The 25,911-nt window shown below is 64.4% G+C and carries 25 protein-coding genes; 8 read left to right on the top strand and 17 right to left on the bottom strand.

All coding sequences use genetic code 11. From position 1 onward, the window contains the following. The first annotated feature begins 5 nt into the window (after positions 1-5). Positions 6-2,576, top strand: a complete 2,571-nt coding sequence (gene cphA, locus ACNPP0_RS25935; RefSeq protein WP_448707414.1) for a cyanophycin synthetase — start codon at positions 6-8, stop codon at positions 2,574-2,576. Between the two features lie 168 nt (positions 2,577-2,744). On the opposite strand, the gene ACNPP0_RS25940 is transcribed toward cphA, so the two are convergent. Next, positions 2,745-2,873: a hypothetical protein gene (locus tag ACNPP0_RS25940; protein ID WP_332610537.1), complete on the bottom strand. Its 129-nt coding sequence runs from the start codon at positions 2,871-2,873 to the stop codon at positions 2,745-2,747. 387 nt (positions 2,874-3,260) lie between these two features. Between ACNPP0_RS25940 and ACNPP0_RS25945 the strand changes: the two genes are divergently transcribed. The 3 genes from ACNPP0_RS25945 to ACNPP0_RS25955 all read left to right on the top strand — a co-directional run bounded on the left by ACNPP0_RS25945 (position 3,261) and on the right by ACNPP0_RS25955 (position 4,116). Next, entirely contained in the window at positions 3,261-3,461 is a 201-nt protein-coding gene (locus tag ACNPP0_RS25945) for a CsbD family protein (RefSeq protein WP_046802701.1), read from the top strand. A 45-nt stretch (positions 3,462-3,506) separates the two neighbouring features. Then, positions 3,507-3,671: a DUF1328 domain-containing protein gene (locus ACNPP0_RS25950; RefSeq protein WP_006218179.1), complete on the top strand. Its 165-nt coding sequence runs from the start codon at positions 3,507-3,509 to the stop codon at positions 3,669-3,671. A 106-nt stretch (positions 3,672-3,777) separates the two neighbouring features. Then, positions 3,778-4,116, top strand: coding sequence for a BON domain-containing protein (locus ACNPP0_RS25955; protein ID WP_046802700.1), 339 nt, complete (start codon positions 3,778-3,780; stop codon positions 4,114-4,116). Positions 4,117-4,259: 143 nt separating this feature from the next. Here the strand turns inward: ACNPP0_RS25955 and ACNPP0_RS25960 are convergent, their stop codons facing one another. From ACNPP0_RS25960 to ACNPP0_RS26005, 10 genes are all read right to left on the bottom strand, one after another. Next, entirely contained in the window at positions 4,260-5,132 is an 873-nt protein-coding gene (locus tag ACNPP0_RS25960; protein ID WP_448707415.1) for a PhzF family protein, read from the bottom strand. 88 nt (positions 5,133-5,220) lie between these two features. Further along, entirely contained in the window at positions 5,221-6,618 is a 1,398-nt protein-coding gene (locus tag ACNPP0_RS25965; protein ID WP_448707416.1) for a 4Fe-4S binding protein, read from the bottom strand. A gap of 39 nt (positions 6,619-6,657) precedes the next feature. Continuing rightward, positions 6,658-7,509, bottom strand: a complete 852-nt coding sequence (locus tag ACNPP0_RS25970) for an FTR1 family iron permease (RefSeq protein ID WP_332610540.1) — start codon at positions 7,507-7,509, stop codon at positions 6,658-6,660. A 13-nt stretch (positions 7,510-7,522) separates the two neighbouring features. Next, entirely contained in the window at positions 7,523-7,876 is a 354-nt protein-coding gene (locus ACNPP0_RS25975; protein ID WP_332610541.1) for a cupredoxin domain-containing protein, read from the bottom strand. A gap of 2 nt (positions 7,877-7,878) precedes the next feature. Continuing rightward, on the bottom strand, positions 7,879-8,415 hold the full coding sequence (locus ACNPP0_RS25980; protein WP_448707417.1) for an iron transporter: 537 nt from the start codon (positions 8,413-8,415) through the stop codon (positions 7,879-7,881). Between the two features lie 231 nt (positions 8,416-8,646). After that, the gene (phaR, locus tag ACNPP0_RS25985) at positions 8,647-9,213 is read right to left on the bottom strand and encodes a polyhydroxyalkanoate synthesis repressor PhaR (protein WP_006218172.1); all 567 of its coding nucleotides are present in this window, start codon (positions 9,211-9,213) and stop codon (positions 8,647-8,649) included. Positions 9,214-9,334: 121 nt separating this feature from the next. Beyond that, positions 9,335-10,072 carry an acetoacetyl-CoA reductase gene (locus tag ACNPP0_RS25990; protein ID WP_050447831.1) on the bottom strand — a complete coding sequence of 246 codons (738 nt, stop codon included), beginning with the start codon at positions 10,070-10,072 and terminating at the stop codon, positions 9,335-9,337. 77 nt (positions 10,073-10,149) lie between these two features. After that, positions 10,150-11,784, bottom strand: coding sequence for a PHA/PHB synthase family protein (locus tag ACNPP0_RS25995; protein WP_332610543.1), 1,635 nt, complete (start codon positions 11,782-11,784; stop codon positions 10,150-10,152). A gap of 123 nt (positions 11,785-11,907) precedes the next feature. Beyond that, positions 11,908-12,672: a peptidoglycan editing factor PgeF gene (gene pgeF / locus ACNPP0_RS26000; RefSeq protein ID WP_448707418.1), complete on the bottom strand. Its 765-nt coding sequence runs from the start codon at positions 12,670-12,672 to the stop codon at positions 11,908-11,910. After that, the gene (locus tag ACNPP0_RS26005; protein WP_448707419.1) at positions 12,660-13,691 is read right to left on the bottom strand and encodes an RluA family pseudouridine synthase; all 1,032 of its coding nucleotides are present in this window, start codon (positions 13,689-13,691) and stop codon (positions 12,660-12,662) included. The genes pgeF and ACNPP0_RS26005 overlap by 13 nt, the downstream gene beginning before the upstream one ends. Before the next feature lie 107 nt (positions 13,692-13,798). Here ACNPP0_RS26005 and bamD point away from each other — a divergent pair, with 107 nt between their 5' ends. Beyond that, positions 13,799-14,587 (top strand): outer membrane protein assembly factor BamD, encoded by a 789-nt coding sequence (bamD, locus tag ACNPP0_RS26010; protein ID WP_046802694.1) that lies wholly within the window; start codon positions 13,799-13,801, stop codon positions 14,585-14,587. A 169-nt stretch (positions 14,588-14,756) separates the two neighbouring features. Here the strand turns inward: bamD and yoaA are convergent, their stop codons facing one another. Continuing rightward, positions 14,757-16,862, bottom strand: a complete 2,106-nt coding sequence (gene yoaA / locus ACNPP0_RS26015) for a DNA repair helicase YoaA (protein ID WP_332610548.1) — start codon at positions 16,860-16,862, stop codon at positions 14,757-14,759. 214 nt (positions 16,863-17,076) lie between these two features. On the opposite strand from yoaA, the gene tex reads away from it, so the two are divergent. After that, positions 17,077-19,455: an RNA-binding transcriptional accessory protein Tex gene (gene tex, locus ACNPP0_RS26020; RefSeq protein ID WP_448707420.1), complete on the top strand. Its 2,379-nt coding sequence runs from the start codon at positions 17,077-17,079 to the stop codon at positions 19,453-19,455. A gap of 295 nt (positions 19,456-19,750) precedes the next feature. Continuing rightward, on the top strand, positions 19,751-20,257 hold the full coding sequence (locus ACNPP0_RS26025; RefSeq protein WP_332610552.1) for a hypothetical protein: 507 nt from the start codon (positions 19,751-19,753) through the stop codon (positions 20,255-20,257). Positions 20,258-20,314: 57 nt separating this feature from the next. On the opposite strand, the gene ACNPP0_RS26030 is transcribed toward ACNPP0_RS26025, so the two are convergent. The 5 genes from ACNPP0_RS26030 to ACNPP0_RS26050 form a co-directional block, all read right to left on the bottom strand. After that, entirely contained in the window at positions 20,315-21,667 is a 1,353-nt protein-coding gene (locus tag ACNPP0_RS26030; RefSeq protein ID WP_448707421.1) for a tryptophan--tRNA ligase, read from the bottom strand. 144 nt (positions 21,668-21,811) lie between these two features. Continuing rightward, positions 21,812-22,135 carry a DUF3325 domain-containing protein gene (locus tag ACNPP0_RS26035; RefSeq protein ID WP_219991916.1) on the bottom strand — a complete coding sequence of 108 codons (324 nt, stop codon included), beginning with the start codon at positions 22,133-22,135 and terminating at the stop codon, positions 21,812-21,814. Next, the gene (locus ACNPP0_RS26040; RefSeq protein ID WP_448707422.1) at positions 22,132-23,796 is read right to left on the bottom strand and encodes a PepSY-associated TM helix domain-containing protein; all 1,665 of its coding nucleotides are present in this window, start codon (positions 23,794-23,796) and stop codon (positions 22,132-22,134) included. The genes ACNPP0_RS26035 and ACNPP0_RS26040 overlap by 4 nt, the downstream gene beginning before the upstream one ends. Then, complete coding sequence (locus tag ACNPP0_RS26045; protein ID WP_332610860.1) at positions 23,793-24,074, bottom strand: DUF3649 domain-containing protein; 282 nt, start codon at positions 24,072-24,074, stop codon at positions 23,793-23,795. The genes ACNPP0_RS26040 and ACNPP0_RS26045 overlap by 4 nt, the downstream gene beginning before the upstream one ends. A 23-nt stretch (positions 24,075-24,097) precedes the next feature. Continuing rightward, positions 24,098-24,730 (bottom strand): DUF4198 domain-containing protein, encoded by a 633-nt coding sequence (locus ACNPP0_RS26050; RefSeq protein WP_332610556.1) that lies wholly within the window; start codon positions 24,728-24,730, stop codon positions 24,098-24,100. Positions 24,731-24,953: 223 nt separating this feature from the next. On the opposite strand from ACNPP0_RS26050, the gene ACNPP0_RS26055 reads away from it, so the two are divergent. Beyond that, positions 24,954-25,868: a dihydrodipicolinate synthase family protein gene (locus ACNPP0_RS26055; protein ID WP_448707423.1), complete on the top strand. Its 915-nt coding sequence runs from the start codon at positions 24,954-24,956 to the stop codon at positions 25,866-25,868. Positions 25,869-25,911 lie beyond the last annotated feature (43 nt).

Genomic DNA, 25,911 nt, shown 5'->3' on the forward strand with positions numbered 1-25,911 from the left:
CTGCCATGGAAGTTTCCCGTATCCGTGCCCTGCGCGGCCCCAATCTGTGGAGCAAGAACACCGCGATCGAGGCCATCGTTTCGTGCGCCGACGCCGAGTGCTCCATTGATAACCTGCCCGAGTTCGAAGCCCGCCTGCGCGCGCGCTTGCCGCAAACCGGGCTGATGCGGCCGGAAGGCCATCAAGGCGCGGTGTCGATCGCGCACGTGTTGCAGATCGTCGCGTTGACGATGCAGGCGCACGCCGGTTGCCCCGTGACCTTTGGGCGCACCTCGTCCACCGTGGAGCCCGGCGTGTTCCAGGTGGTGGTCGAGTACAGCGAAGAAGAAGTCGGCCTGCTGGCGATGGAAATGGCGCAGCAACTGGTGCGCGCGGCGCTGGACGACACGCCCTTTGACTTGCCCGATGCGCTCAAGCGCTTGCGCGATCTGGACGAAGACGTGCGCCTGGGACCCAGCACCGGCTCCATCGTGAACGCCGCCGTCGCCCGCAACATTCCCTATCGCCGCCTGACGCAGGGCAGCATGGTGCAGTTCGGCTGGGGCAGCAAGCAGCGCCGCATCCAGGCCGCCGAAACCGACCTGACCAGCGCCATTTCGGAATCGATCGCGCAAGACAAAGACCTGACCAAGATGCTGCTGGACGCGGCCGGCGTGCCGGTACCCATGGGCCGCTCGGTGACGACCGCCGAAGAGGCATGGGAAGCCGCGCAAGAGCTGGGCGGCCCCGTGGTGGTCAAGCCGCGCGACGGCAGCCAGGGCCGGGGCGTGGCGGTCAACATCGAAACACGGGAACGCGTGATCCAGGCGTTCGAGGTGGCCGAGGAAGTCAGCTCGGAAGTCATCGTTGAACGCTATATTCCCGGCCACGACTTCCGTCTGCTGGTGGTGGGCGGCGCGCTGGTTGCGGCCTCGCGCCGCGACCCGCCGCAAGTGACCGGCGACGGGCAGCACACCATTCGCGAACTGGTCGATCAGGTCAACGCGGACCCATTGCGCGGCGACGGGCACGCCACCTCGCTGACCAAGATCCGCTTTGACGACATCGCGCTGGCCACGCTGAAAAAGCAAGGCTTTGACGCGGATTCCGTGCCGCCCCCCGGCACCCTCATATTCCTTCGCAACAACGCCAACCTGAGCACGGGCGGGTCGGCCACCGATGTGACCGACGAAGTGCACCCCGAGATGGCGGCGCGCGCGGTCTCCGCCGCGCGGATGATCGGGCTGGACATCTGCGGCGTGGACGTGGTGGCCGAAAGCGTGCTGTACCCGCTGGAAGAGCAGCATGGCGGCGTGGTCGAAGTCAACGCCGCGCCGGGCCTGCGCATGCACCTGAACCCGTCGTTCGGCAAGGGCCGCGCGGTGGGCGAGGCCATCATCGCCAACATGTACGCGGACGGCGACGACGGGCGTATTCCGGTCGTGGCCGTGGCCGGCACCAACGGCAAGACCACCACGGTGCGCCTGACCGCGCACCTGCTGGGCGCGGCCGGCAACCGCGTCGGCATGACCAATTCCGACGGCGTGTATATCGATAAGCTGCGCATCGACACCGGCGATTGCAGCGGCCCGCGCAGCGCGCGCAGCGTGCTGATGCACCCGGACGTGGACGCCGCCGTGTTCGAAACCGCGCGTGGCGGCATCTTGCGCGAAGGCCTGGCGTTCGACCGTTGCAACGTGGCCATCGTCACCAACATCGGCATGGGCGACCACCTGGGCCTGGGCTACATCAGCACCGTTGAGGACCTGGCCGTGGTCAAGCGCGTGATCGTGCAGCACGTGCACCCGTCAGGCACCGCTGTGCTGAATGCCGCCGACCCGATCGTGGCCGAGATGGCCGCCAGCTGCCCGGGGTCAATCACCTACTTTGCCGAAGACCGCAACCATCCCGTCCTGGCCACACACCGCGCGCAGGGCCTGCGGTCGGTGTACCGCGACGGCGACGCGATCGTGGCGGCGCAAGGCGCCGAAGAAACCCGCTTCCCGCTGGCCGACATTCCGCTGACGCGCAATGGCACGATCACCTTCCAGGTCGAAAACGCCATGGCGTCAATTGCCGCGGCGTGGGCGTTGAACCTGGATTGGAACGTTGTGCGCCGTGGCCTGGCCACGTTTGTGAACGATGCGCAAACGGCCCCTGGCCGCTTCAATGTGTTCGACTACCGGGGCGCAACGGTCATCGCCGACTACGGCCACAACCCCGACGCCATTCTGGCGCTGGTGCGCGCGGTGGACGCCATGCCGGCCAAGCGCCGCTCGGTGGTCATCAGCGGGGCGGGCGACCGCCGTGATGAAGACATCCGCATGCAGACCGAAATCCTGGGCGCCGCCTTTGATGACGTGCTGCTGTATCAGGATCAATGCCAACGGGGCCGCGCCGACGGCGAGGTGCTGGCTCTGCTGCAAGAGGGCCTGGTGGATGCGCCGCGCACGACGCACATCGAGGAAATCCATGGCGAATTCCTGGCTATCGATACGGCGCTGGGGCGCCTGCAAGCCGGGGATCTGTGCCTGATCCTGGTGGACCAGGTGGAAGAAGCGCTGGCGCACATCGCTCACCGCATCGCCCAGCCCTGAGGCGGGCGGCGCGGCGGGTACGCCGAAAACGCAAACGGGGCGCAGTGCGCCCCGTTTGCATTTCACCCGCCATGATGTCAACCGCCATGATGTCAACCGCCATGACGTCGACCGCCATGATGTCAACCACCATGCACGGCGCCGGGTGCAACGTGTGAACCCACGCGCTCAGGTGCTGGGCGTTGCCGCTTCCGGCGCGGGGCCGGTGGCCTGGTACTTGTCCGTCACATGCGTGCATCCCACCGCCGCCAGCGCGGCCAGCGTCAGCAAGAGAGCGCTGCAAAGTCGTTGCGTCATGCGTGCCTTCCTTTTTTGTTGATGAAAAGCCCAAGGGTTGGGCACGACTATACCGGCCGGGCCTTGCCGCCACCAGCGCCGCAGTGGCCGTTCTAGCCCGCCACAGGGGGGAACCGACGCATCTTCCGTTACCAGCCCCGCTCAAAAGGGGACAAGACATTGCCGGAATGTAACTCCTGCGCGGCCCTTTCGCCCGGGATTTTTCCCTCGGAAAATCGCGTCCGCCAAGCCTTCCGGCGCTGTTACATATACCCACAGCCGCGTTTGACAGCCCCTTTGGCCACTCGTAAGTTAGGGGCTAGCTGATCAGCGTTCAAGTCAACCGCGACAGCAGGAACTTATAGGCCATAAGCCCTGCGTCGCACGAAGATAAGAAGAGAGGTCACCATGAATAACGACATCATCGCCGGCAAGTGGAAGCAAATGACTGGCAAGGCCAAAGCCGCCTGGGGTGAGCTCACCGACGACGAACTGACCCGCACGGAAGGCAACGCCGAACGCCTGGCTGGCCTGATTCAAGAGCGTTATGGCAAGACCAAGGATGAAGCGCAAAAGGAAGTCCGGGATTTCTTCGACCGCAATCCCTGAATCCTCCCACCGCCTTGATCGGTCGAACTCACTGGAGAAGCTGACATGTTGCATTACGCCGTAGTTTTCTTCGTCATCGCGATCATCGCGGCGGTTCTCGGCTTTGGCGGTATTGCCGCCGGGGCCGCGGGTATCGCCAAGATCCTGTTCTTCGTATTCCTGGTGCTGGCGCTCTTGTCCATCCTGAGCGGCGCGCTTCGAAAAAAATAGAACACGCCGATAGCACGCATACCCCTCGAAGTTGAAAGTTGAAAATCTGACTGTCTGCCGCGCCGACGCTTAACGCGGCAGACCCATACTAATAAGGAGCACGACTATGGAATTTCGCAAGCTGATCGCCGCCGCCGCACTGGGAACTGGCGCTGTCTTCACTTCCATGGCTTTCGCGGCGGATGATGGCAAGCCCAAGCAATCCGTGGGCGAATATGCCTCCGATGCGACCGTCACGACCAAGGTCAAGGCCGCTTTCGTTGCCGACAAGCAACTGAGCGCGTTGGACATCGCCGTGGAAACCAACAATGGCGTTGCGACGCTGACCGGTACCGTAGGCACGGCGGCTGAAGCCGACCACGCTGCTACCGTCACCCGTGGCGTTGAAGGGGTGAAGCAGGTGAAGAACAACATCAAGGTCGACCCGGCCAAGAACAAGAAGTAAGGCAGGTTTGTAAGGACGGCCGCGTTCCATACCGGGGCCTAGAGAGAGAGGCGGCGCCTGTGGCAGACACAGGCGCCGTTTTTTATGGGCGGGCCTGCACACAGCGCCCGCCTTGCCCCGGGGGATGCCCCGGATCAGATCCGTCAGATCGTGACGGTGCCCCGGCCGATCTCCACCGCACGGCCGCCCACCAGGATGCGGCCGTCGGCATGCACGTCCAGCAGCAAGCGGCACGGACGTCCCGTTTGATCGCCCTGCTCGACCAGGATGCTGGCGGGCAAAGGCCGCTGCTTGTGAATCAACCAGCCCCCCAGGTTGGCGCAGGCCGATCCGGTGCCGGCGTCCTCGTCCACACCGCCGCCCGCCTTGGCAAAGAAGTAGCGCGCCACGACTACCTGGCGTGCATCGCGCACATTGCCTTCGTCGAACGCGAACAGGTACATCGTCTTGCGGCCCAGGCTGCTGGCCTGCCAGCGGCTTAGCTTGGCGGAATCGGGCGCCGCGCGGCGCCCCGCGTCCACGCTGGCCAACGGCACCAGCAGCTGATCGGCGCCGGTATCCACCCAAATTGGATCGCTTGCCAGGTCATCGGCCGACAATCCGACCAGCGATGCGATTGCCGCGCGATCTTGCTGGGGCGGCGCCGTTTGCACGCCGTTGGGGCACGGCGCGGTGAAGGTCCAGGCGTCGCCTTGCGCCTGCACCGGCACCACGCCCGCGGCGAATTCCAGCGTCAACGCATCGCCGGTGCCGCGAATGTCGCGCACCACTTGCGACGTACCGAGGGTGGGGTGGCCGGCAAACTTCATCTCGTAGCCCGGCGTGAAGATGCGCACGCGTGCATCAGCCTTGTCGGACGGCAGGATGAACGTGGTTTCCGACAGGTTGAATTGCGCAGCCAGGTTCAGCATCGTGGCGTCGTCCATGCCCCGCGCGTCTTCAAACACGCAAAGCTGGTTACCTCCGAAGGTGGACGAGGCAAAGACGTTTAGCAGGCGGAAAGCGTAGGAAGTCATGAAGGGAATCACGCAGGAAAAGCGCCGGCGCACCCGGCAAGGCTTTCCACTTTATCGCAGCGCCCCGCCGCGATCCATCACGCATCGCTTACCAGATTGCAAAGAAAAACACCCAAGCCATGCAGAACGGCGCCAGGCCCGCGGCCAGCACCACCCACGCCGCCACCTTGCGCGTGGCCGTGACGGGGCGCGGCGCCAACAGGCGGGCAAACAGGCGCAAGGTCCACAGCACGGCAAGTGTCAACAGCGTGAAGCGCACCGGGCCGGCCCAGCCCGCTTGCACCCCTTCGTGCTTGAGCAGGTTGACGGTGGTGGCCGACAGCCCCAGGAACACGCCGATGCCGGCCGACGGGATCAGCGCCTGCGCCAGCTTGTGCACGCCGGGACGGATCCAGCGCGTTGCGGCGGCATCGACCGACGGCGCGGCGGGCGCCAGGCGGTCCGCCAGCCACAACGACAGGAAACTGGCGCCGCCCACAAACACCGTGGCGCCGATGACGAACATCAGGATGCCCGCGCCGTCCAGCCACGAGAAGCTGTCGTTGACGTCGGGGTAATGCGTCAGGATGAACCAGGGCGCGTTGTCCATCAGCGGCCACATGATGTCGTGCTCGACCAGCCAGGTCGCGGCCCACTGCTTGGCCGTCACGTACCAGGGGCTGGCGCTCCAGAGGAACGCGCCGATGGCGATACCCATCAGGCCGAAGCACAGCAAGGCGGTCTGCCAGGCATCGCCATCCGCCACGTGCACGATTTCTTCTTCAGGCGAACGCGGTGTCAGGGCAATGGCGCCGCGATAGTCGCTGCACCGGCCGCACATGTGGCAATCGCCCGCGCCCTTCATGTGGCGCAGCGGCACCAGCGGCGCGCAGTTGATGGGCTCGATGCGGATAACCGGGTGGCGCCACTTTTCTTCATCGACCTTGAAGTGCCACGGCGCCAGCTTGGCCAGCAGGTTGAACACGCCGTTGACCGGGCACAGGTATTTGCACCAGACGCGCTTGCTGCGGCCATACCGCCAGCCGACGATCATGGCCGCCACGGTGGAACCGCCCAGCACGGCCAGCACCGCCAGCGGGTATTGATACACGCTGATCAGTTGGCCGTACACCGTCGTCAACGCAAACGCCACAAACGGCCAGCCGCCCCAGCGCATCCACTTCGGGATGGCGCGGCCCTGCCCGCGCTCGCTGGCCCATTCCGTCAGCATGCCTTCTGGGCAAAGCCAGCCGCACCAGGCGCGGCCCAGGATCGGCATCGAGATCAGCACGAATGGCCACCAGACTCCCCAGAAGGCAAACTGCGCAACGATGGTCAGGTTGTTGAACACCGATGCCGCGTTGTCGGGCAAGGGCATGATTGCGGGCACGATCAACAGGAACGCGTACAACGCAACAATGCCCCACTGAAGCTTGCGCAACAGCGGGGCATGGTCACGGAGAAAATCGGCGATCCGGGAAGTCACCCTCCCGAGTACAGCAGCCATGGTCAAACCTTCAATGTTCAGTCCGGCATCACGTCGGAATCAAGAGACGTTGCGCGCTGGCACCGGCGCGCGGGCCGGCTTGCCGCCCACCCAGCGCAACAGCGCCCACACCACGATCCAGTAAGCCACCCACAACAACACCGAGATCAGGGCGGGCAACGCGCGGTAGCCGGCGAAGTCGGCCAGGACCTTGCCCACGCCGGTGCTGTCGCTCAAGAGCCACGAGCTATCCCAGACGGGGTCGATGATGGTGGGCAACACGTCCAGCGAAATCAGGTGGTCCAGGCCGCCGACCAGCAGCGAACCGGCCAACAGCAGCAACAGGATTTCGGTTACGCGGAAGAAGCGGCGCCACGTAATCATCTTGCCGCCCAACTGCAACAGCCAGAACGTCAGCAAGGCCACGGCAAAACCAGCCACGCCGGCCAGCGCCAGCTTGGCCATGTCGCCACCGCCCTCGCCCGCCGACACGGTGCCGTACAGAAACACCACGGTCTCGCTGCCCTCACGCGCCACGGCAATGGCCACCAGCACGAACAGGCCCCACCAGTTGTCATTGGCGACGGAACTACGCGCGCCGCTTTCCAGTTCGCCTTTTAGCGTGCGGCCGTGCTTTTTCATCCACACAACCATCTGCACGACCAGCGCGCAAGCGGCTAACGACATGATGGCCTGAAACCATTCCTGCCCTTCGTCGCTAAGCCAGGACGACACGCCCAGCAACACCAGGGCCAGCGCCACGGCCAGCCCCAGGCCCGCCGCCACGCCGCCCCACAGGTAGTTCAGCCCGCGCTTGCCTTCCGGCGTGGCGCGTAGCCAGGTGTACAAAATACCCACCACCAGCAGGGCTTCGACGCTTTCACGCCAGACGATAAAAAGGACCTGTTCCATGTATGGCTACCGCTTATTCCTTGGGCTTGACGACCAGGGTGCCTTTCACGCTTTGGTGAAAGTCATCAAAGAAGGGGTACTCGCCGGGGCGGGAAATGGTGATGACGACGAAGGATTTCACCCCCGGTCCCAACACTTTTTCCTTGCGCAGCGGAATGCTCTCAAATTCCACCGGCTCGTTGCTTTCGTTGATGAGTTCAATCTTGAAACGGCCGGCGGGCACTTCCAGGGTTGCCGGCTCGAACGTGCCGTCCGGCTTGAACCTGAGCGTGAACGTCGGCAATTCGTCCGCCTGCGCGGGCGCCATGCCGGCAAGGCCGGCCAGGCCGATCAGCACGGCGGCAACAACGCGAAGCAGGCGGCGCACGATCAATATCCGCCCTTCTTGCCGGTGCCGGCGTAGACGAATTCGTATTCCAGTTCAAAGGGCTCGAACCACGGGCCCACGCCGGTTTCCTTGTCGACGTGGCGGCCGAAGTGGGCCATCTTGTTTTCGGACGGCGGCAGGATCGAATACTTCAGCTTGTACTTTCCCGGGCCTTCCAGCTTGACGTTGTCGCCATAGTGCGGCCCGTCGTTGGCGACCATCGGCATGAAGGTACCTTTCTGCACGTTCTGGCTGCCGACCTTCTGGATTTCAAAATTCACGACCAGGTAAGGCACCCATTCGCCTTCCGGGAAGCCGGTTTTGTTGCCGGCCGTGGCGTGGATATCGGCCTCAAGGTGCACATCGGAATCCTTGGCGGGGCGCATCATCCCGGGCGGGTCCATTTCGATCGGCTGCAAATACACCGCGCCGATTTCCATGCCGCCCTTCTCAACCGGCTTGCCGATGGGGTATTGGGCCGCGTTGGCGGCCGACACGCTCATTGCGACAATGGCCAGCGCCAAGGCTTTCTTGATCATGTGCATCATCCTGTGAAACTCGAATTAGGTATCGGCTCTAAAAACATAAACAAGAACCGTTTGCATTAATGTAACGAAAAAAACTGACATATCCCTGAACCAAAAGGCCCGGGATGCGTCAGTTCGTTGCGTTATCTCAAAGGGAAAAGCGGCCACAAAAAAGCCGGCGAGGCAGTGCCGCACCGGCTGCTGGCAGGGCAAAAAGCGCGGATGCGCCTTTGCCGCTTGGCGCTATTTGCGACCCTGGCCCGGCGTGCTGCCCGGCGTGAACGGGAACGTCGAGAACATCGCGCGCGTCTGGTCCTGCATTTGATCCTGCATCTGCACGAACAGGTTTTTGCTCTGGTCGATGTAGTTGTTCATCATGTTTTGCAGCATGGGCGTCTGCACATTCATGAACTGCGTCCAGGCTTCGGGCCCGAACTGGCTACCGTACAGCCCCTTGGACTGTTCCGCCATGCGGGTCTGGATTTCCATGAAGGCCTGGATGTTCTTTTCAAGATAAGAACCCATGATGCCCTGCATGGCGTGCCCGTAGAAACGGATGATCTGCGACAGCATGTTCGACGAGAACATGGGCATGCCGCCGCTTTCCTCTTCAAGAATGATCTGCAAGAGGATGCTGCGGGTCAGGTCTTCGCCGCTCTTGGCGTCGACCACCTGGAATTCTTCATTGGCCAGGACCAGTTGCTTGACATCTGCCAGAGTGATGTAGGTGCTGGTCCGGGTGTCGTATAGGCGACGGTTGGGGTATTTTTTAATCAGGCGCAGGCTGGCGCCGGTTTGTGCTTGCGTCATGTGTGTCCCCGGATCGGGCGATCTCTAAGACTTCGAATAGGGTGGAGTGTAATGCCGGAAGGCCCTCTCCCCGAGGCCTTCCAGCGCCTTGAGCCGCCGGGGGGCGGCCCGCTAGCCTTCATCAGCCCATGTGCAGGCCGCCGTTCAGCGAGAAGTCCGCGCCGGTTGAAAAACCGGATTCATCCGACGCCAACCACGACGTCATGGAGGCGATTTCCTCGGGCGTGCCCAAGCGTCGCACCGGAATGGTCGCCACGATTTTTTCAAGCACTTCGGGGCGGATGGCGCGAACCATGTCCGTGCCGATGTAGCCCGGCGAAATCGTATTGACGGTGACACCCTTACTGGCCACTTCCTGAGCCAGCGCCATGGTGAAGCCATGGATGCCGGCCTTGGCCGTGGAGTAATTGGTCTGGCCGAACTGGCCCTTCTGACCGTTCACCGAGCTGATGTTGATGATGCGGCCCCACTGCCGTTCAACCATGCCCTCGATGACCTGCTTGGTCACGTTGAACAGACTGTTCAGGTTGGTGTCGATCACCGCGCGCCAATCGTCGGCGCTCATCTTGCGGAACAAGCCATCGCGGGTGATGCCCGCGTTATTGACCAGCACGTCGACCCCGCCCAGCTCCGCCGTGACCTTTTCAAAGGCCTTCACGGTGGATTCCCAGTCGGACACGTTGCCCACAGACGCGTGGAACGTGTAGCCCTGCGCAGCCTGCTCATCCAGCCATTGCTGGTAGTTGCGGCTGGGGCCGCAACCTGCCACGACGCGAAAGCCATCCTTGGCCAAGCGCTGGCAAATAGAGGTGCCGATACCGCCCATCCCGCCTGTTACGTAAGCCAGTTTTCCGCTCATTGGACTTCCTCCTGTGTGCGACGGACGCCTCGTTGATTAACTTCTTATTAGTCCGGGGTAAACCGCGTCGTGCGGTTTCAGGCTGCCCGGACCTTCACATACCTGCCAGGCGCCGGCTCGATCGGCTGGTACTTGGCATTGCCTAATTTTGTGCGCGCCTTGATCTGCTTGCCCGAATGGTCGGCCAGCCAGGCCGTCCAGTCCGGCCACCAGCTGCCCGCGTGTTCGGTGCTTTGCGCGAACCAGGCATTCGGGTCGCCCGGCATGTCATGGCCCTTCTTGCCCAGCTTGTCCGCCACCCAATAGCTGCGGCGCTTCTTGGCGGGCGGGTTCACCACGCCGGCGATGTGGCCCGAGGCGCCCAACACGAAACGCTGCGGCCCGCGCAGGACCTGCGTGGAGGCATAGGCGGACACCCAGGGCACGATATGGTCTTCGCGCGAACCAAAGATGTACGCCGGCATCGTCAGGCGCGTCAGGTCCAGCGGGGTGCCGGCCGCTTGCGCGCGACCCGGCACCTTCAGGTTGTTTTCCAGGTAGGTATTGCGGAAGTACCAGGAAAAGAACGGCCCGGGCAGATTGGTGCTGTCGCCATTCCAGAACAGCAGGTCAAACGGGGGCGGCTTCTGGCCCTTCAGGTAGTTGCCGACTACGTAGTTCCAGACCAGCTCGTTGGGCCGCAGGAACGAGAACGTGGTGGCCAGGTCACGGCCGGGCATCAAGCCGCCGTTGCCCAGTTGTTGGTCGCGCAGCAGCGCGTGGGCTTCGTCGACAAAGACTTTCAGCACACCGGTGTCGTGGAAATCCAGCAGCGAAGTCAGCAGCGTCAGCGACGCTACCGGCTGTTCGCCGCGCGCCTCGGCCAGCGCCAACGCCGCGGCCAGCATCGTGCCGCCCACGCAGAAACCCAGCGCGTTGACCTTGGGCTGCTTGGTGATGTCGCTGGCCACGCGCAGCGATTGCAGCACGGCGTCATCCAGGTAGTCGGTCCAGGTGGCGCGGTCCACGCCATCGGTGTCGCTGGCCAACGGGTTGCGCCAGGAAACCAGGAACACCGTGTAGCCCTGCCCCACTGCGTGGCGCACGAAGGAATTTTCGGGCTGCAAGTCCAGGATGTAGAACTTGTTGATGTTCGGCGGCACGATGACCAGCGGGCGCTCGTAGACCGTGGCGGTCGAGGGCGCGTACTGGATCAGCTGGAACAGCTTGTTCTCGAACACCACTTCGCCGGGCGACACGGCCACGTTGCGACCGATCTCGAACTGCGATTCATCGGTTTGGGTGATGCGGCCTTTCTTGACGTCACCCAGCAGGTTGGCCAAGCCCTCGTTCAGCGCGCGGCCGGCGCTTTCGACGATGGATTGCTGGGCGTCCGGATTCAATGCCAGGAAGTTGGACGGCGACAGCGCGTCCACCCACTGCATGATGGAAAAACGCAGGCGCTCGCGCATGGGTTCGCTGACCTGGGCGGCGTCGACCATGCGCTGCATGGCGCGCGCGGACAGCAGATACGTGTGGGCCAGCAGCAGATGCGAGCCATTGGCGGCCCAGGCGTCGCCGGCAAAGCGGCGGTCGGCGGGAGGCACAAGCGCGCCGCGCCGGGCGTCGTCACAAAGGCGCTGCCACTCGCGAGAGAATTCGGCCTGAATTTCGGCCAGGATTTCCGGTGCCACGCTCACCGGAATGGGTCCTGCGGAGAGATTGGCGTTCACTTCCACACCTTGTTATCGACACTGCTCGATTGATGTTGCATTCCGGGTCCATCACTGTCAATGCGGGTATACAAGGAGTTTCGCCGCACGGTTTTGCGCCCTGTGCGGCGGCCTTGCGCCAGATCAAACCGGGTCGAGCCAGGCCAGCAACGCCATGCGTCCGGTTTCGGTATCGCGGCGGTATGAAAAGAAGCGCCGCGGGTCCGATACCGTGCACATGCCGCTCAGGGCCACTTCTTGTACCCCGGCGCGGCGCAGGCGGAAATCGGCCAGTCCGGCGAGGTCGGCCAGCCACTTTCCCGATAGACCGGGACGCGGCGTGAAGAACCGCAGCGTGGCCGGATCGTCCGCCGTAAAAGCGTCCAGCACGTCTTGCCCCACTTCGAATTCGGTCGGACCGATGCCGGGGCCGACCCAGGCGCGCCAACCACCGGCGTCGGGCACCTTGGCTTGCATGGCCGCCAGCGTGTGTTCCAGCACCCCGCCCGCCAGGCCGCGCCAGCCGGCATGCGCCGCGCCCAGCACCCGGCCTTGCGCGTCGGCAATGACAACGGGCAGGCAGTCGGCCACCATGATGGCCAGCACGCGCCCGGGTTGCGCAGTGACGCTGGCGTCGACCGCCGGTTCGTCGGGCAGCTCAGGCGCATCGGCATCGACCACCTCGCTGCCATGCACCTGGCGCAGCCACAAGGGCTCGCCCGGGACGGCGGCGCGCACGCGGCGGCGGTTTTCAGTGACGGTGTCGGGCTGGTCGCCGGCACGCCGGCCCAGGTTCAGGGAATCATGCGGCGCCACGCCCACGCCCCCGGCGCGGGTCGTGCAGAAGTACGACACGCCCGGCCACGACGGGCCGGTCACAACGGGCAGGCTGGCGATCACGCGGTCCATGCAACGGTTTCCTGAACCAGCGTCATGTCGGCCGGAACGTCAGCGGCGAATTGCACCTCGCCGTTGCCGCCGGGATCATCGAAATGCAACGCCCGCGCATGCAGCATCTGCCGCGTGGCCCCGGCAATGTTCTTGCCGCCATAGATGGTATCGGCCAGCAGCGGGTGCCCCAGGCTGGCCATGTGGACGCGGATCTGGTGGGTGCGGCCGGTTTCCAGGCGACACACCACTTCCGTCACGCGCCCGCCGGGGTCCACCTGGCCGCGCCGGACCGGCGCGTAATTGGTAATGGCGAGTTTGGGCGCAACGGGGCGTTCGACGCTCATGCGCACCGGCACGCGGGCATCGCGGCCGATCGCGCGATCCACCCGGCCGGCCGCCGCCATCCAACCATGAGCCAGCGCGACATATTCGCGGCCCATGCTGCGCGCCTGCAATTGGCGCACCAGATGCGTCTGGGCCTTTTCATTGCGGGCCACGACCATGAGCCCGGAGGTGTCTTTGTCCAGCCTGTGAACGATGCCGGCACGCGCCACGGCCGCCAATTCCGGGTAGCGGTACAGCAGGCCGTTCAGCAGCGTGCCGCTCCAGTTGCCGGCGCCCGGATGCGTCACCAGGCCCGCGGGCTTGTTCACGACGATCCAGTCGGGGCTTTCGTCCACGACGGTGAATTCAACGGGTTCGGGGGTGAAGGCGCGCGCGTCAGGGGCGGGCTGGGCCCATACCAGCAGCTCGTCGCCCGGGCCCACCGTCTGGCGGGTCTTGCCGGGCGCGCCGTTCACGTGCACGTTGCCGGATTCGATCCAGCCTTGCAAGCGGCTGCGGGAATGGTCGGGCAGCAAGCCGGCCAGCACCTTGTCCAGCCGGTCGGCGCGGGTGCTGGAAGGCACGGTTACACGTTGCGGTTCCCCCCGGTTTTCGGCGGGGTTTGCCTCGGTGATTTCGTCGGAGTTTTCGTCAGGAAGGCCCAGGAGTTCGTCGTCGGAAACGAGATCTGTGCCGGCGGCTGTATCGGACATGGAGACAAATCATATAATCAGCCTGCCATGCTAACACCAAGGATACGATTCTCGTGATTCACCACCCCGCAGCTCCCTCGAACCCCGCATCCCGAAGCGGGCCGGTTTTGCGCGTGGTTATCGCGCTATTTGCCGTCATCGTCATCGCCGGTTGCGGCTCGACCAACAGCAAATATGACAAGACCACCAACTGGAGCGCCGAACAGCTCTACGCCGACGCCAAGTCGGAAATGTCTTCCGGCGGCTGGAAGGAAGCGCGCGAGCGCCTGACCGCCATCGAAAGCCGCTACCCCTTCGGTGTGTACGCCCAGCAGGCCCTGCTTGAACTGGCCTACGTCAACTGGAAAGACGGCGAAAACGAACAGGCCCTGGCCGCCATCGATCGCTTTCAACAGCTTTACCCGAACCACCCGGGCACCGACTACGCGCTGTACCTGAAAGGCCTGATCAACTTCACGCCCGCCAGCGCGTTCATGACCAACATCACGGGCCAGGACCCCGCCGAGCGCGACCCCAAGGGCCTGCGCGCGTCCTACGACGCGTTCAACGAACTGATCAAGCGCTACCCGGAAAGCAAGTATTCGGTTGACGCCGAAAAGCGCATCGCGTGGCTGGTCAACACCATCGCCATGAACGAAGTCTATGTGGCGCGCTATTACTACGAACGCGGCGCCTACGTGGCCGCCGCCAACCGCGCGCAAACCGTCATCACCGATTTCGAAGGCGCCCCCGCCACCGAAGAAGCGCTTTACCTGATGGTCGAGTCCTACGACAAGCTGGGCATGACCGACTTGAAGAACGACGCGCAACGCGTCTACGACAAGAACTTCCCCAACAGCGAATTCAAGACCAAGGGCCTGAAGGCCGACCGCAGCTGGTGGAATCCGTTTGACTGATTGGTTTGACTGATTGGTTTGACTGACTGTTCAGCGGATTTGCCCGCATGGGAAAAAGCCCCTCGGATCGTGGATCCGAGGGGCTTTTTATTTGGGCCTGGTGGTTAGGCGTTGGCGGCGTTGTCGAAAAAGAACGTCTTGCCGCAACGCCGGCGGCAACGCATCCGCGCTAGGCCGCCACGTCGTCGCCGCCCTGTTTGCGCCGGTAGAACGCCAGTACCTCTTCCAGTTCCCGCGTGCGGGCAAACGGCGGCAGGCCGCGCCACAGGCGCTTGCCGTAGGGCTTTTCGACCAGGCGGGCATCGCCCACCATCAAGACGCCCCAGTCCGATTCCGTGCGGATCAAACGGCCCGCGCCCTGCTTGAGCGAAATGGCGGCTTCGGGCAATTGGTATTCCGAAAACGGGTTGCCGCCCTGCGCCCGGCACGCGCGCAGGCGCGCTTCGATGACCGGGTCATCAGGCGGGGCAAACGGCAGCTTGTCGATGGCTACCAGGGTCAGCACGTCGCCCGGCAGGTCAATGCCTTCCCAGAAGCTGGCACTGCCCACCAGCACCGGGTGCTTGAGCTTGCAGAAGCGGTCCAGAAGATCGCGGCGCGTGCCCTCGCCCTGCTTCAACAGCGGCCAGTCGTGGCCTGCGTCGTCAAACGCGTCGGCCAGCAATGTAGCCACTTTTTCCACGGCGCGCAGCGTCGTGCAAAGCACCAGCGTGCCGCCCGGACTGGCCTCCAGCAAAGGCATCAGCGTGTCGACAAAGCGATCCAGGAACTGCGGCGATTGCGGCTCGGGCATGCCGCGCGGCACAAACAGCAGCGCCTGTTCGGGATAGTTGAACGGCGATTCCCACTTGCCCGTACGCGCTTGCTCCAGGCCAAGCTGGCTGGTGAAGTGCGTGAATTCGCCATTCACCGACAGCGTGGCCGACGTCATGATCCAGGCCTGCCCCGGCTTGCGGTATTTGGAAAACGCCTGCGCAACGGACAGCGGCGCGGAATGCAGCCGCACATGGTGCAGGCCGTGTTCGACCCAGCGCACGGCCGGGCCGGTCCATTGCTGCGCGGCCGCCACTCCTTCCAGAATGGCGGCGGGTGTGGACGGCCCATCGGCCAGCGCGATGTCGGCGGCGGGCTCGGGCGCCTGGTCATCACGGCCCCAGCCTTCATCATCCGTGTGGGCGCCCGCGCGGCCCGGCGTTGCCCAGCGTTTCAGTCGCACCGATATTTCGGCGCCGCTGCGCGCGGCCGCCATCAGGTCGGGGTGCTTTTCAGCCACCACCCCCAATGCCTTGGTTGCCGTGTCCACGGCCTCGCGCAAGGCGGCAAGCGCCTCGTCGAATTCCTCGGGGTTGGGGATAGCCTCGAACGTGGCCTTGCGGCCCGGCATCTTGTCCAGCGGCGCACAGGCCAGGCGCAGTTCGCGCGCGGCCGTTTCCAGGTGGCGGCTGACGTCGCTCCATTTGGCGGCCTCGCGCGCATACGCCAGCCCGGCCACCTCCAGCGCGCGGCCAAAGTCCATCAATTGGTGCGTGGACACGCTGCTGCCCAGGAACCGCGTGGCGGTGTCGGGCAACTGGTGGGCTTCGTCGAAGATGACGGTATCGGCTTCGGGCAGCAGGTCGGTAACGCCTTCTTCGCGCAGCACCAGGTCGGCCATGAACAGCGCGTGGTTGACCACGACGACATCGGCCTCCTGGGCTTGGCGGCGCGCCTTGACGACGAAGCAGTCGCGGATGCGGGGGCATTCCTGGCCCAGGCAGTTCTCGCGGGTCGAGGTCACACGCTGCCAGATGTCGGCGTCTTCGGGCACTTGCGCCAGATCGCCGCGGTCACCCGTCTTGGTAATGCCCGCGAACACCTGGATCTGGCGCAGCTGCTGGATTTCGGTGCGCGATTTCAACGCGCGCTCATCGCCCTGCAAGCGCTCAAGGTGGTAGTGGCAGACATAGTTGCCGCGCCCCTTGAGCAGCGCGGCGGTGACGGGCGCGGCCAGCGCGGCGCGTACGCGCGGCAAGTCGCGCGCGAACAGCTGGTCTTGCAGCGTGCGCGTGCCTGTGGAAATCAGCACCTTGCCGCCCTGGATGAAGGCGGGTACAAGGTAGGCCCAGGTTTTGCCGATGCCGGTGCCCGCTTCGGCCACCAGCGTGGCGCGGTCCTGGATGGCGTCGCCGATGGCCTGCGACAGCTCCACTTGCGAAGGGCGAGGCTTGTAGCCGGGCATGGCCGTGGCCAACGGCCCGTCCTCGTCGAAGAATTCGGAAATATCCAGGTCCAGCATTACGGCAGCCTAGTGTCGGTCGGAGTCTATGGTGAACCGGTACCGGTAACGGTTCGGGCGCCAGACACTGATGTGGGAAAGGACCAAATGATACCCCTTGCCACGCCGCCTTTCCGGCTGACCAAGGGACAGATGGGTCCCCCCTGGCACGTTTTGTAATAGCCGCTTATGGCACAATCCGCCCCTTGTTTTTCCTTTTTGCCGTCGTATAGAGATGTCTGAAACTTCCGCTATCACGTACGTCGCCGCCGGCGTCGACAACGCCCGCATCATCGCGCAGCTTGCCACCGAGCTGGGCGCGCGCACCTCCCAAATCGCTTCGGCGGTGGAACTGCTGGATGACGGCGCCACCGTGCCGTTCATCTCGCGCTATCGCAAGGAAGCCACTGGCGGCCTGGACGATACCGTGCTGCGCAACCTGGAAGTGCGGCTGGGCTACCTGCGCGAACTCGAAGAGCGCCGTGGCGCCATCCTTGAGTCCATCTCGCAGCAGGGCAAGCTGACGTCCGCGTTGCAGCAAGAAATTGCCACGGCCGACACCAAGCAGCGCCTGGAAGACTTGTACGCGCCGTACAAGCCCAAGCGCCGCACGCGTGCCCAGATCGCCCGCGAGGCCGGTCTGGAACCCCTGGCGGACGCCATCCTGGCCGACACCGCCTGCGACCCCGCCGCGCTGGCCGAGCAGTACCTGAACCCCGAGGCGTCCATCAACGATGCCAAGGCGGCGCTGGACGGCGCGCGCGACATCCTGGCCGAACGCTACGCCGAAAACGCGGACCTGCTGGCCGACATGCGCGAGCACCTGTGGTCCACCGGCCTGATCTATTCCAAGATGATCGACGGCAAGGAAACCGAAGGGGCCAACTTCCGCGACTGGTTCGACTTCAACGAGCCGCTGCGCACCCTGCCCTCGCACCGCATCCTGGCGCTGCTGCGCGGCCGCCAGCAAGGCGTGCTGGAATTGCGCCTGGGGCTGGAAGCCGAACTTGAAGCGCAGGTGCCGCACCCGTGCGTCGCGCGCATCGCCAACTTCCTGAAGCTGGGCAATGGCCTGTTCGCGCTGGACGCGACGCCGCGCGCCCGCTGGTTGGGCGAAGTGTGCCGCTGGACCTGGCGCGTGAAGCTGCTGACGGCGTTTGAAAGCGAACTGATCGGCCGCCTGCGCGAAAGCGGTGAAGCCGAAGCCATCCGCGTGTTCGCCGCCAACCTGAAAGACCTGCTGCTGGCCGCACCGGCCGGTCCCAAGGCCGTGTTGGGCCTGGACCCCGGCATCCGCACGGGCTGCAAGATCGCCGTCATCGACCAGACCGGCAAGGTCGTGGACACCACCACCGTCTACCCGTTTGAACCGCGCCGCGACCGCGACGGCACGATCAACACGCTGGCCGCGCTGGTGGCGCGCCACAAGGTCGACCTGATCGCCATCGGCAACGGCACCGCTTCGCGCGAAAGCGAAAAGCTGGTGGGCGACATGATGGAACGCTTCCCCGACCTGAAGGTCACCCGCGTGGTGGTCTCGGAAGCGGGCGCATCCGTGTATTCGGCCTCGGAAATGGCCGCGCTGGAATTCCCCGATCTGGACGTGACGCTGCGTGGCGCCGTGTCCATCGCCCGCCGTTTGCAAGACCCCCTGGCCGAACTGGTCAAGATCGATCCCAAGGCCATCGGCGTGGGCCAATACCAGCACGACGTCAACCAGCGCGAGCTGGCCCGTTCGCTGGACGCCGTGGTCGAGGATTGCGTGAACGCCGTGGGCGTGGACGTGAACACGGCGTCGGCCGCGTTGCTGGCCCGCGTGTCGGGCTTGAACTCGCTGCTGGCCAAGAACATCGTGTCCTGGCGCGATGAAAACGGCGCGTTCCCGACCCGCGAAGTGCTGCGCAAAGTGCCGCGCTTTGGCGAAAAGGCGTTCGAACAAGCCGCGGGCTTTTTGCGTATTCCCAACGGCGACAACCCGCTGGACGCCTCGTCGGTGCACCCGGAAGCCTATCCCGTCGTCGAACGCATCGTTGCCAAGATCAAGGCCGAGGTCAAACAGATCATCGGCCAGCGCGACGCCTTGAAGGGTGTGTCGCCGTCCGACTTCACGGATGAACGATTCGGCCTGCCCACGGTGCGCGACATCTTCGCCGAACTTGAAAAGCCCGGCCGCGATCCGCGCCCTGAGTTCAAGACGGCGCAGTTCAAGGAAGGCGTTGAAACGCTGAACGACCTGTATCCCGGCATGGTGCTGGAAGGCGTTGTGACCAACGTGGCCAACTTTGGCGCGTTCGTGGACATCGGCGTGCACCAGGACGGCTTGGTCCACATTTCGGCCCTGGCCGAAAAGTTCGTGAAAGACCCGCGCGATGTGGTTCGTGTCGGCCAGACGGTCAGCGTGAAAGTGCTGGAAGTGGACGCCGCCCGCAAGCGCGTTGCGCTGACCATGCGCCTGAACGACACTGCGGCCCCCGCGCGCCGCGGCGGCGATGCCCCCAAGGGCAGCGACCGCCCGCGCCGCCCGCAAGGTGACGGCGGCCGTGGCAACGCGGCAGGCGGTGCCGGTGGCATGAACAGCGCCATGGCGGACGCCTTCGCCAAGCTGAAGCGCTGATCTTTTTCGCGCGTCGCCAAAAACAAGGCCAGGGCTGATGCCCTGGCTTTTTCTTTGCCCGCCTTTACCCTAGGACTTTCCCGTAGATTGGGCGTTTTCCTTGCGCTCGCTCAATCAAGAATTCTAAAAATAAGGGAAAATATCGAATTGTGTCCAAATAATAAAAGCTGGTGGCGTTGGGGAACACGGCAGACACAAACACCCATGATCAGGCGAACCGCGGCGCGAACCGTCTATCAGGCAAGAAGTAAAAGAAAAAGCGCCCTACCCTGAGAGCCCCGGAGAGCCATTGAACATGCGCACGACCATCACGCTTGCCGCCAATGAAGCGGCAACGATCACCGAAAAAGAAGCCGGCCACAGCGGCACCTACGCCGAAGTCACGCTGGGCCAATACTCGCATCTGGTCGTTGACGGCGCCGAAGTCGCCTTCAAGCACATCACGCTGGAACGCCTGGGCAGCCGCGTGATCGAGTTGCGCAACGGCGCGCAGCTACAAGTGGGCGCGCTGGGCTTTGCCAGCATGGGCGCCAGCATCGTGTACCGGATCGGCGTGGGCTGCGCGCTGACTTTCGACGCCAGTCAATGGGACCCGGAAGTGGTGGCCAACACGACGTTCGATTTCGCAAGCCAGGGCAGCGGCGCACTGAAGTACTTTCCGTTCATCAACCCGGAATGGCTGGATTGCCCGAACGTGACGGGCTATTCGGAAGGCGACCTGCTGGAAATCGCCGGGCAAGGCAGCGCGCAGCGGTTCCAGGTGCGCGATGGGCGCATCGTGGCGGGCGCCCGTACGGCGTAACGGCGCACGGGCAGCAGACGGAGGCGGGCAGCAGGCGGTAGCGCGCCGCCCGGCCGCTTATTCTTTCGCCAGCGACGCCAGCGCGTCACGCGTGCGCGTCAGGCGCGACGCTGCATCGCCTTGCGCGCCGGCCGGGGCTTCAGCAACCGTCTCACCATCAATGACCGCGGCATAGCTTTCGCCGGACGCTTGCAGCACGGTGTCAGGCGATTCGTCTTGCAGACGGCGCATCAAGGCGCCCGCCTGCTTCGGGTCCGCGAAGCGTTGCGACAACAGCAGTTCTTCGCCATCCGCCGCCAGAAAGCGGAAGCGGAAGCCGCCCGTTTCATCGCGGAAGCTGACGAAGCGCGCGCCCTTGTCCTTGTCTTTCTTGCCCTGCGACTTGGCCGTCGCCGCGCCCGCATTCAGGTTGCGCAAGCCGACGGCCACGCGCAGTTCCTGCATCAGCGGCAAGGCCTGCTTGCGCGCCTTGTCGGCGCCGGCTTGAAGTATGTCTTCAATGCGGCCCGGGTTGGCGATCAGGTCCACGTATTTTTCGCGCATCGGCGCCAGCAGGTTTTCCAGGTGCTCGTACAGCGCCTGCTTGGCGTCGCCCCAGCCCATGCCGTCTTCCAGCTGCTTGCGGAACGCCGCCGATTCCGCCTGCGTGGCGAATGCACGATACAGCGTGTACAGGTGCGAATTTTCCGCGTCCTTGGCTTCGCCGGGCGCGCGGGAATCCGTCACGATACGCATCACCGACGCACGCAGCGCCTTGGCGCCGCCTTCGAACAACGGGATGGTGTTGTTGTAGCTCTTGGACATCTTGCGGCCATCCAGGCCGGGCAAGGTCGCCACGTCTTCTTCAATGGCCACTTCGGGCAGCGTGAAGTAGTCGCGGCCATAAAGATGATTGAAGCGCTGCGCGATATCACGCGCCATTTCCAGATGCTGAATCTGGTCGCGGCCCACCGGCACGCGGTTGGCGTTGAACATCAGGATGTCGGCGGCCATCAGCACCGGGTACGAAAACAAACCCATCGTGATGCCGTCGTCCGGGTCCACGCCCTTGGCCACGTTCTGGTCCACGGACGCCTTGTAGGCGTGCGCGCGGTTCATCATGCCCTTGGCCGTGACGCAGGTCAGCAGCCAGCTGAGCTCCGGAATTTCGGGAATGTCGGATTGCCGGTAGAACGTCACGCGTTCGTGGTCCAGGCCCACCGCCAGCCAGGTGGCGGCGATTTCAAGGCGGGAACGCGCCACACGCGCCGGGTCATCGCACTTGATCAGCGCGTGATAGTCCGCCAGGAAGAAGAACGCGTCCACGCCAGGCTGGGTGCTGGCCTGCACGGCGGGCCGGATGGCCCCCGCGTAATTGCCAAGGTGGGGGGTGCCAGTGGTGGTAATGCCGGTAAGGACGCGGGTATTCATAAGGCGAAGAGGCGTGTGCTAGGGGGAAACAAGCAGTGTAACGTGCCAGCGCATCGGCGCCTTGCCCGACTGCGACGGCGGGCGCCCGACCAGCGCCGCGCAAACCGCCATCACGCCATGTACGCGGGCTGCGCGAGCGGCCGCCTACAGAACCGCGAATACCGGCGCGGCCAACGCGCAGATTCCGCCCGTGGTCAACGCCGCGCGCGGACGGAACGTCAGGAACCAGATCAGCAGCAAGCCGGCGATGCTGAGGATGCCGATCCATTCCACCGTGCCGTAGCTCCAGCCCCAGACCGTGGCCGATGCGTACAGCGACAAGGCCAGCGCGATCCAGCCGAAGATGCGCAACGGCACGCGGTGGCGGCGCGGGATGGCGCGGTCGAACAGGTCTTCGTAGTGGCGGTCCATTCCCAGGCACAGCGCGGAAAAACCGGCGTAGGCCAGGCAGAAAGCTGCAAGCGTCATGGCGTATCACCTCGCGGTTCGTAGACGACGGCGGCGGTCGCGGGGGACGTTGATGCCGTAGTGGCCGTTGATGCCGCCGCATTGGCCCGCCCCCGCGCAGCCCCCTTGGCCGGCGCGCGACGCGCTCGCGCCGCCTTGAGCGACATCCAGGCGAACAACACGGCGCTGGCCAGGCAGGTCAGATCGAATCCGGCCATGACCCAATCGCCTTGCGGCAGCGACACGCCCAGGTGGCGCGATGTCGTCAACGCGTTGACCACCGGCACCAGGGCCAGCGCGGCGGCGGCAACACCCAGCAGGTCCTGCCATTTGCGGCGCTGGAACAGAAATGCATAGACCAGCGACACGGCCCACGCCGCGAAGAAGCTACGGGACTCCCACAACTGACGCCCCGGCAGGTCGGCCGGCAGCAGGCGGTTGGCAAGGAAGAACACGGCAACGCCCAGCACCACGCCGGCGATGGTGCCGGCATTCAAGCCGTCCACCAACCGCAGCGAAAACGCTTCGCGCGCATCCTGGGGCCGCGCCTTCTGGCGACGCTTGGCAATCCACAGCACCAGCCCCGTGGCCACCATGCCGGTGCCGGCCAGGCTGACCAGGAAATAGAACCAGCGCAGCAAGGGCTCGGCAAACAAGCCCAGGTGCAGGCCGGTGATCGTGCCGGCGGTTCTGGCGGTGGCGCCCAACTCGCCCTGCCCTTCCGTTGGCTTGCCGGTCACCCCGTCAAACCGCATCCACGGCGCCATCAGACCGAACGACACGCCGTCAGCGGCGGCCTGCGTCAACGTCACGGTGGCGCCCGCATCGCCCGGGTTGTTTACCGTGACGCGGCCCAGTCGACCTTGCCACTGCTGCTGTGCCTGCTCGACCAGCGGCGCAATCCGCACCAGCGGCGCGGGTTGGTTCAGCGGTGGCGTGACTTTGAATGACTTGAAAACGTCGTCCGTGTACTGGCGCGGATTTTCGTAGACGGCCTTGATGCCGGCGGGCATCAGCATCACCATGAACAGCACCAGGCCGCTGAAGGTGATCATCAGATGAAAAGGCAGCCCCAGCACCGACAGGGCATTGTGGCCATCCATCCAGGCGCGTTGTCCGCCCTTTCCAGGACGGAAGGTAAAGAAATCGGCAAAGATCTTCTTGTGGGTAATGATGCCGCTGATGATCGCCACCAGCATGAACATGCCCGCGATGCTGGCCAGCCAGCGCCCCCACGGGAACGCGGTCTCAAGTTCGAAATGGAAGCGGTAAAAGAAATCGCCGCCGCGTGTTTCGCGCCCCTGGACCGCCTGCCCGGTGGCGGGGTCCAGCTTCACGCGCACAAAGCCGCGTTCGCCCGGCTTGGGCTTGGACAGTTGGTACAGCAACAGAATCAGCGGCTCGCGATCGGACGGCGGCGTGATGAACCAGCGCTTGGCGTCCGGGGCATGTTCGTTCAGGTAGCGCTGCGCCATCTCGACCGACTGCACGGCGGGTGCCGACTGCACCTGGATCTCGGGCTGCATCCAGCGCGTGATCTCGGGCCGGAAGAACGCCAGCGACCCGGTCAGGAACATCGCGAACAACACCCAGCCGAATATCAATCCGGCCCAGGTGTGCAGCCACGACATCGATTGGCGCAGGCCCTCTTCGCCCTGCGCTTTGGGCTTTCGTGCCGTCATGCCATCCCCATCGCGCGGCCGGCCAGGAACAAGCCGCCCAACAATGCGGCGGGCAGCAAAATACCGACCCAGGCGCGCCACGCGCTACGCGTGGCAAACACCCAGATCACGCCGCATGTGTAGACGACGAACGACACCATCAGGGCCGTGGTGACGGCGTCTGCCCGCCCCATGGGCAGCCAGGCGGCCAGGCACGCCGCAGCCGCCGAGGCAAGGACATAGCCGCCCAGAATGGCGGCAGCCGCCCTGGAAAAAACGGCCATGCGGTAGCGCATCATGCCTGCGCCGGCTGCGGGAGCTTTCACGGATTCACATTGAAGGTCAGGGTGGAAACGTAGCGGATCTTGGCGTAGGTCTTGCCGTCGGCCTCGCCCGCCTTCTCTTGCATGTGCGCCGCTTCCAGCACGTACTGGCCCGGCCACGGCGTCGTGATTTCGATACGACCGTTCTCGTCGGTCCAGAAGCGCTTTTCCCACTTAGGGGGACCGAAAACGGTCACTTCGGTCTTGGCCAGCGGCTTGCCTTCGAAGTTCAGGACAAAAGCGTTGGCGCCGGCGGCGGTGGGCACCAGTTCCAGGTCCAGCTTGGCCTGCGTATCGGTGCGTCCGGCCTTGGCGCCGTACTTGACCAGCGTTTCCTTGAACTGCATCGGCTGGGCCAGGCGCACGTCGCCCTTTCCGGACACCGCGTATTCCACAAAGTCCGCGCCCTTGCCCGAGGCCTTCAGCACGGTGCCGTCAGCGGCGGTCACGACGGGCGCCACCAGAATCTTGCCCAGCAAGCCGTCCTGCTTTTCGCGCACGTCGTCGGCCCATTCGCCGAAGTACGCCTTGGCCGGGCCCTCGCCCCCCCGTTCCAGCCAAACAAAGTGCGCCTGCGCAGCGCCCGCGCATCCCATGAGCGCGATAGCGGCCAAAGTCCTTGCAAAGTTCATTCTGGTTCCTCTGGTTTTTTAGTCTGATAAAGACAACAGACAAGCCCCGCGGCCGATGCCTGTTTTTTATCGGCCTGAATTATAACCATTCTCACTACCGCATCCATCGAAATTTGTGCCGGAAGGCCAGGCGCTGGTTAACCCCCATTCCTTTAACCCGTGCATTAAATATATTAGCCATATATCTGAAGCCACCCACCGCACGTGAACCCTGGAGTTCCTCATGACGCACCCTCGCTGGACAGGCATCTTTCCCGCCATCACCACCAAGTTCCACGCCGATGAACGGATCGACGCCGAAGGCACCGCCAAGCACATCGATTTCCAGATTCGCAACGGCATCCATGGCATGGTCACCTGCGGCTCGCTTGGCGAGGCCAGCACCTTGACGCTGGAAGAAAAGCTACAGGTCACCAAGATCGCACTGGAGGCGTCCGGCGGCCGCGTGCCCGTGCTGGCCAACGTGTCCGAGACCAGCACGCGCGAAGCGCTGCGATACATCGAAGGCGCCAACAAGCTGGGCGTGGCGGGCTTCATGGTCATGCCGTCGCTGATCTACGTGGCGGACGCGCGCGAGGCCATGCTCAATGTGCGCACCATGGCCGATGCCGCGCAGCAACCCATCATGGTCTACAACAACCCGCTGGCCTATCGCGTGGACCTGACGCCCGCCCACATGGCCGAGCTGGCCGACTGCAAATGGATCGCCGCCGTCAAGGACAGCTCGGGCGACACCCGCCGCGTGACCGACCTGCGCAACACCGTGGGGGACCGCTACCAGATCTTCCTGGGCGTGGACGATCTGGCCTACGAAGGCCTGGCGCTGGGTTGCGATGGCCTGCTGGCCGGCGTGGGCTGCGCGTTTCCCCGTGAAACCGTCGCGCTTTACGACCTGATGAAGGCGGGCAAGTACGCCGAGGCGTTGTCGCTCTATCAATGGATGACGCCGTTGCTGCATCTGGACGTATCCACCAAGCTGGTTCAGAACCTGAAGCTGATCGACGCGCTGGTTGGCGTAGGCACCGAACACGTGCGCCGCCCCCGTCTGCCGGTCATTGGCGAAGAACGCGCATTGATCGAACGCGTTGTGGCGCAGGCCTTGGCAACGCGCCCCGCGCAGTACCAGTCGCTGCCCTGACCGCCCTTTCCGCCCGACGATGATCCGGCCGATGACTTCCAGG

The sequence above is a fragment of the Achromobacter semiaridum genome, assembly GCF_053543755.1.